The 270-nt window shown below is 51.9% G+C and carries 1 protein-coding gene; it reads right to left on the bottom strand.

The features are described from left to right. Positions 1 to 270: putative nucleotidyltransferase substrate binding domain-containing protein (locus RG959_RS24205; protein WP_342799306.1), on the bottom strand; the 270-nt coding region annotated here is incomplete at both ends.

The raw sequence follows: 270 nt of genomic DNA on the forward strand, positions 1-270 counted from the left end.
CCCGCTATGTTTCATATGAATCGCTCCACTGTGGGGTCCCCACCGTTCCATTTGCACGTTGCCTATCCAGCCTAAAGGGACGCTAGGAAACATCACATGCTCCCCCATTTGCCGCAATAGCTGCGCCTTCTCGTTCGTCGAACGAAACAGCGTCCGCCTGCTGTCGGCAACCAGCTCGCTATCCCCATAAATCGGCCGCATATCCATGGCGATAAACAAAAAGCGGATATCATTAGGAAGACAGCCGCTTATATACATCTTGATCTGTTG

It is taken from the genome of Domibacillus sp. 8LH (assembly GCF_038806185.1).
Classification (GTDB): domain Bacteria; phylum Bacillota; class Bacilli; order Bacillales; family Domibacillaceae; genus Domibacillus; species Domibacillus indicus_A.